At 61.6% G+C, this 6,686-nt stretch carries 6 protein-coding genes; 1 reads left to right on the forward strand and 5 read right to left on the reverse strand.

Annotated features, from left to right (window positions below):
- Positions 1-28: 28 nt before the first annotated feature.
- The 5 genes from B9Z48_RS18480 to B9Z48_RS18500 form a co-directional block, all read right to left on the reverse strand.
- On the reverse strand, positions 29-820 hold the full coding sequence (locus B9Z48_RS18480) for an SDR family NAD(P)-dependent oxidoreductase (RefSeq protein WP_089963534.1): 792 nt from the start codon (positions 818-820) through the stop codon (positions 29-31).
- Positions 821-861: 41 nt separating this feature from the next.
- Complete coding sequence (locus B9Z48_RS18485) at positions 862-2,148, reverse strand: TRAP transporter large permease (RefSeq protein WP_108380235.1); 1,287 nt, start codon at positions 2,146-2,148, stop codon at positions 862-864.
- Positions 2,149-2,155: 7 nt separating this feature from the next.
- Entirely contained in the window at positions 2,156-2,689 is a 534-nt protein-coding gene (locus B9Z48_RS18490; protein ID WP_089963531.1) for a TRAP transporter small permease, read from the reverse strand.
- Positions 2,689-3,678, reverse strand: a complete 990-nt coding sequence (locus B9Z48_RS18495) for a TRAP transporter substrate-binding protein (RefSeq protein ID WP_108380236.1) — start codon at positions 3,676-3,678, stop codon at positions 2,689-2,691. Before B9Z48_RS18495 ends, B9Z48_RS18490 begins: the two co-directional genes overlap by 1 nt.
- Positions 3,679-3,921: 243 nt before the next feature.
- On the reverse strand, positions 3,922-4,533 hold the full coding sequence (locus tag B9Z48_RS18500; RefSeq protein ID WP_108380237.1) for a PolC-type DNA polymerase III: 612 nt from the start codon (positions 4,531-4,533) through the stop codon (positions 3,922-3,924).
- A 370-nt stretch (positions 4,534-4,903) separates the two neighbouring features.
- Between B9Z48_RS18500 and B9Z48_RS18505 the strand changes: the two genes are divergently transcribed.
- Positions 4,904-5,992, forward strand: a complete 1,089-nt coding sequence (locus B9Z48_RS18505; RefSeq protein ID WP_108380238.1) for an alkene reductase — start codon at positions 4,904-4,906, stop codon at positions 5,990-5,992.
- Positions 5,993-6,686: the final 694 nt, after the last annotated feature.

Raw genomic sequence — 6,686 nt, forward strand, 5'->3', positions numbered from 1 at the left:
TGAATGCCACTTAAAAATACGCCCAAGTTCAAGCCCGAATCGAAAACCCGCCGTCCACCGCCAGGCATTGGCCGGTGATGTACTCGGCTTCGTCGGACGCCAAAAACGCGGCGGCCTTGGCAATGTCCCAGCCTGTGCCCATGCGGCCGGTGGGGCACATGGCATTGCGCTTTTCCACCATCTCTTCGTGCGAGGCGTACTGGCCTGCAATGGCTTTGTAGATGTGGGGCGTGTCCATCATGCCGGGCATGATGGCGTTGACCCGAATGCCTTTGCGTGCGTATTCGAGCGCCATCGACGCAGTCAGGTGGTTCACCGCCGCCTTGCTGGCGTAATAAGCGGGATAGGGGTAACCGGTGTAGCGGATCGCGGCCAGCGATGAGATGTTGACAATCGCGCCCTTGCCTTGCCGCACCATGACGGGCAAGACCGCCTGGCAGGTCAGAAAGACACTCTTGAGGTTCACATCCATCGCGTGGTCCCACTCCCCCTCATTCAGGGTTTCCATGGTGCCCATGGCCGGCAAACCCACGTTGTTGTGCAACACGTCAATGCGCCCGAAATGCGCCACGATCTCGGCCATGACGGCGTTCACCTCATCGCGCTTTGTCACATCGCAGCGCCAGGCCACCGCCGTGCCGCCTTCTGCGCGGATCAAGTCCACCGTGGCCTGCGCAGCGTCCAGCTCAATGTCGATGGCCGCAATCGTTGCACCGTCACGCGCGTATTGCACCGCCGCCGCCTTGCCATTGCCCCAACCGGGCCCCACCGAGCCAGCACCACACACCACAGCCACACGGCCATCAAATCGTCGAGTCATGTTCAACCGCCTTGGAAAATAAACCGCCAGCGAGGCTTTCTCTAGCGCCCACCGATCACCGAGGGCAGCCACAGGGACACCGCAGGCACAAAGGTGATCAAGAGCACCACCCCGATGGCAGCAGCAAGGAATGGCAGCACTTCCCGATTGACCTCGTCCGAACGCGCCCCCGCAATCAGCGAGCCAATGGACAGACTGATGGCCACCGGCGGCGTGATCAAGCCAATCAGCAAATTGATGCCCACGATCATCGAAAAATGGTACGGGTCAATGCCGAATTTGGCCGCCACCGGGTACAGCACCGGGCACAGCAGCACCAAAGAAGGTCCGTTTTCCATGAAGGTGCCCACCAACAGCAGCAGCACATTGACCAGCAACAGGAACACGATGGGGCTGCCGATGGAGCCCAGCATCCATTCGGCAATGCGCTGAGGCGCTTGCTCGTAAGCCAAGAACCAGGACACCACTTGGGCACCGCCCAAAATGATCATGATCACCGCCGTGCCACGTGCCGAGCTCACCAGCGCCAGCCAAATCTTGCGCCAATTCAGTTCGCGGTGAATGAAAAGGCCCACCATCAACGCGTACACCACCGCCACCGCCGACGACTCGGTCACGTTGAAAATGCCTGTGCGGATGCCCACGATCAAAAAGACAGGCATCGCCAACGCCCAAAAGGCCAGCTTGAATTCACGGAAGATCCCGGGCAAGTTCACCGCCTCGGCCGCAGGGTAGCCACGGCGTCGGCTGATCACCACCGCCACCAACATGATCGCGCTGGCATACAGCACGCCCGGAATCACCGCCGCCATAAAGAGCTTGAGCGGCGACAAATTGGTCAGCACGCTGATCATCAAAAACGTGATCGATGGCGGAATGATCGGCCCCACCACGTTGGCCGCCGCCGTCAACGCGGCAGAAAAGCCCCGCCCATAACCGGCCTTGATCATGGCCGGAATCAGCACCTTGCCCAGCGCCGAGGTGTCGGCAATGGCCGAGCCCGAAATGCCCGACATCAAGGTGGCCGACGCTACGTTGGTCATGGCCAGCCCGCCCCGAAAACGGCCAAACACCGCATTGCAAAAACCCAGCAGCCTGTCCGTCATGCCGCCTTGCGACATGAGCTCCCCAGCCAGCAAAAACAGCGGAATGGCCAACAGCAAAAAGCTGTCCAGCCCCTGATACACCTGTTGGGGCACGATCATCAGATCAATGTCACCGACAAACACCACCGCGATCGTTGCCGACAGCACCAGCGCAAACGCGACTGGCACCGCCAAAAGCAACAGCACTGTCAAGGACAGCAACAGCACACCAAGCATCGTCATCTGGGCATCACTCCACCGGCAAGATCGAATCGACAGCGGGCGTTTGACCACCCAGCCGCGCGAGCGCCAAAACCAGCGCCAACAACACCGCACCCACGGCCATGGCGGAATACGGGATCGCCATGGGGATCTCCATCGCCGCAGACTCTTGATCGGCATTGAGCATGGCAAACCGCACGCCCGCCCAGCCCAACACACCTGCGGTGGCCATCACCACCACGTCACGCAAGGCGAGCAACACCCCCCTCACGCGCGGCGGCACCGCGTTGACCAGCGCCCCCACCGCCACATGGCCACCGGTGCGCAGACAGGCACCTGTGCCCAGCATGGCGATCCAGGCGACCAACATGCGCGAGATCTCCTCCGTCCAGGCGGGTGCGCGGCCGATCACGTAGCGACCAAACACTTGGTAGAACAAGATCAACGCGACCGCCAGCAGCATCAGGCCCAAGATCACGTCAAGCGTGCGCTCGATGCGCATCGCCCAAGCGATTGCGGCATTGGGCGGCCGCCCCCCAACGGCCTCACCGACTGACTGCATTACTTGACTGCCGCAAACTTGGCAGCCCAAGGGGCCAGGTCAGGGAACTCCTTGGCAATGCCACCGAGTCGGCTGCGGATCGCATCGCGGTCAATGTCATTGAACTGCATGCCCGCCTTGGAGAGCTTGTCGCGCAAGCCACTTTCCATCTTGGCCATCTTGTCGCTGGCCTCCAGCATCACCTTGTCGCCCTCTTCCTTGAGCAGGGTCTGCACATCGGCGGGCAAGCGCTTGAAGCGGGCATCCGAATAGATCCAGGTCATCGCGCCAATGATGTGCCGGGTGTCAATCGCGTATTTCTGGACTTCGTTGAACTTGAAGTTGTCAATGAACTCCAAGGGATTCTCTTGGCCATCGACCACGCCCTGCTGCATCGAAGTGAACAGCTCGGCCGCGCCCATGGGGACAGGGCTCGCACCCAGCATGTCCCAAGTCATGCGGTACATCTTCAGGGGCGGCACGCGCAGCTTCAGGCCCTTGATGTCGTTGACGTTCTTGACCGGCTTGTTGGAAGTCAACCAACGTGCGCCGCGATAACCCGCGCCGATGATTCGGAACGAGCTCTTCTTGGCCACCTCTTCAATGAACTCGGCACCCACCGGGCCAAAGTAGACCTTTTTGAAGTGATCCAAGTCGCGGATCAAATAAGGATAAGCCTCCAAACCGGGCAGTGGGTTGTAGCGGTCCAGTGTGCCGATGGACTGCAGCACGATGTCGTTGGTGCCGATCTTCAGGCCCTCGATGGAAGCGGGCCAATCGCCGGTCGAGCCACTGGCCGCGATCTGGATTTTCACCTTGCCACCCGAGCGTGTCTCGACCGCTTTGGCGTAAGCCTCTGCGGTCTCAAACCAGATGTTTCCAGGGTTGTAGACGTGTGCCATTTTGAGCACGATGGGTGCCTGCGCCCAAGCCGGGGCAACAGAAAGGCCCGCCACCATGGCTGTCGCACCAATGGCCTTGAGCAATGCACGTTTGTTCGTCTTCAACATCTTGAGAGTCTCCTGAATGGGTTGAATGAATTCGTGGCAGCCACTGTGTTGTTGTTGCTGCTCGAATCAGTATGTCACCCGATACCCACATGCATAAAAGGGAAAACCCTGACAGTTAAGCCCAGAACGACGGTCACAGTCGCCTGGAGCACAGGCCACCCCACCACTGCGCCGTGGACAAGCGTTCGCCTCAACCCCGCGTGGCTTTGAAGTCGGCGCGCTCCAGCTCAGCCTGCGACGCCATCAACCCTGCGCCCGCTGCTTCAAATACGGCCCCACCTGATGGCGGCTGATGCGCTGCAGCCCCATCAGCAAAGCGTGGTCGGTTTGGGGGCAGCCGTAGCGGGTTTTCAGGTCCTGCTGCATCTGGGCCAGCAAATGCGCGGCCATTTCGGCATCGGCCAGCGCCCGGTGGGCGCGGCCTGAAGAAGGCAAATGGTGCATCGCGGCCAGCGTGCCCAGCTTGTGGTTGGGCGCATGCGGGTACAGGCGGCGCGACAACAGCACGGTGCAAGCAAAAGGGTGCGAGCCATCTTGTCCACAACGCGCCAGCTCGGCCTGCCAAAACTTTTTGTCAAACGCCGCGTTGTGCGCCACCATGGGCCGCCCGCCCACAAAGCGAGCCGCCTCGCACATCACCTGCTCGGCCGGGGGCGCGGCCTGCACCATCTCGTTGGTGATGCCCGTGAGCTGGGTGATGAAACTGTTCACCCGCACCCCGGCATTCATCAGGCTTTGGTAGCGGTCCACCACTTGGCCGTTTTCCAGCAAGACAATCGCCACCTCGGTGGCGCGGTCACCCATGTTGGGAGAAATCCCGGTGGTCTCAAAGTCGATGACGGCGATGGTGCTCACGTGGCTCTGTCCTGGTGAAATGGGGAATTCATTATCAATGCCCGTCCATCCAAGCCCGTGAAATGGGCGTATGTGCGGGCGAGGTTTGGACAATTGACAGCTCTTGTGGGAGCCCCGCCCCCGGGGCGATGGGTGGTGGTCTGCGGGAGTGATCGCGACGGGGGCGTCGCTCCTACAAGGGGTGGGCGTATGTGCGGGCGAGGTTTGGACAATTGACGGTTCTTGTGGGAGCCCCGCCCCCGGGGCGATGGATGGTGGTCTGCGGGGGGTGATCGCGACGGGGGCGGCGCTCCTACAAAACTCAAGAGATGGCATACACAGGCAAAATCAGCTTTTGCCTTTTACTCTGCCCCCTTCAGGACAAGCACACATGACCGACACCCTGGCCCAACTTTTCCAACCCACCCGCATCGGCGACATCGAGATGGCCAACCGCGTGGTCATGGCCCCGCTGACCCGTTGCCGCGCCGACGAGCCCGCAGGCGACATTCCCGGCAGCGCCATGAACATCGAGTACTACCGCCAGCGCAGCAACGCAGGCCTGATCATCAGCGAAGGCACGCAAGTGTCGCCCGGGGGCAAAGGCTATATGGCCACACCCGGCATTTACTCGGACGCACAGGTCGAAGGCTGGAAGCCCATCACCCAGGCCGTGCACGCAGCGGGCGGCAAAATCATTGCGCAAATCTGGCATGTGGGCCGCATCAGCCACCCCGATCTGACCGGCGGCGCTGAACCTGTTGCCCCCTCTGCCGTGGCCCCCAAAATCTTGGCCTATGGCCGCAACGGCAAAGTGCCGGCCCCCGTGCCCCACGCCTTGACCGAGGACGAAATCAAAGAGGTGGTCCAGCAATACCGCCAGGGTGCGGCCAACGCCATGCGGGCCGGTTTTGACGGCGTGGAAATCCATGGCGCCAACGGCTATTTGATCGACCAGTTCTTGCGCGAAACCACCAACTTGCGCACCGACGGCTATGGCGGATCACCCGAAAACCGCATCCGCTTTGCGCTGGAAGTGGTGGATGCCGTGGCCGCCGAAATCGGCGCAGGCCGCACCGGCATCCGCCTGTCGCCTGTGTCGCCCGCCAACGACTCAGCCGAAAGCAACCCACAGGCCGTGTTCGGCCCGCTGGTCGAGGCACTCAACCAGCGGGGCATCGCCTTCATCCACTTTGTCGAAGGCTCCACAGGTGGGCCGCGCGACCTGACCGGCTTTGACTTTGCCTGGGCACGCCAAACCTTCAAAGGTGCCTACATCGCCAACAACGGCTACACCCGCGACATGGCCATCGACGCCATCGCCTCGGGCCGTGCCGACGCCGTGGCCTTTGGCCGCGCCTACATCTCCAACCCCGACCTGGTGCAGCGCCTCAAAGCCAACGCCCCACTGGCCAAAGCCCACTCCAGCACCTTTTATGTGCCGGGGCCTGAAGGCTACATCGACTACCCGGCGATGTGAGATCGTCCATCTTCAAAGTCCGATGTCGGCGGCTTCAGCCCCAAAATGCACCCGCCGCCAAAGCCAGCATCGTCGGAGCTGAAGCTCCGACCTACAAAATACCTCTGCCCCGAAGAGGCACCCTCCCCGTAGGTCGGCGGCTTCAGCCCTGACATGACTGCACGCGCCAAAGCCAGCATCGTCGGAGCTGAAGCTCCGACCTACAAAATACCTCTGCCCCGAAGAAGCACCCTCCCCGTAGGTCGGCGGCTTCAGCCCCGACATGACTGCACGCGCCAAAGCCAGCATCGTCGGAGCTGAAGCTCCGACCTACAAAATACCTCTGCCCCGAAGAAGCACCCTCCCCGCAGGTCGGCGGCTTCAGCCCCGACATACCTGCACGCGCCAAAGCCAGCATCGTCGGAGCTGAAGCTCCGACCTACAAAATACCTCTGCCCCGAAGAAGCACCCTCCCCGTAGGTCGGCGGCTTCAGCCCCGACATACCTGCACGCGCCAAAGCCAGCATCGTCGGAGCTGAAGCTCCGACCTACAAAATACCTCTGCCCCGAAGAAGCACCCTCCCCGTAGGTCGGCGGCTTCAGCCCCGACATGACTGCACGCGCCAAAGCCAGCATCGTCGGAGCTGAAGCTCCGACCTACAAAATACCTCTGCCCCGAAGAAGCACCCTCCCCGTAGGTCGGCGGCTTCAGCCC

Source organism: Limnohabitans sp. WS1, assembly GCF_003063265.1.
Lineage (GTDB): Bacteria > Pseudomonadota > Gammaproteobacteria > Burkholderiales > Burkholderiaceae_C > Limnohabitans_A.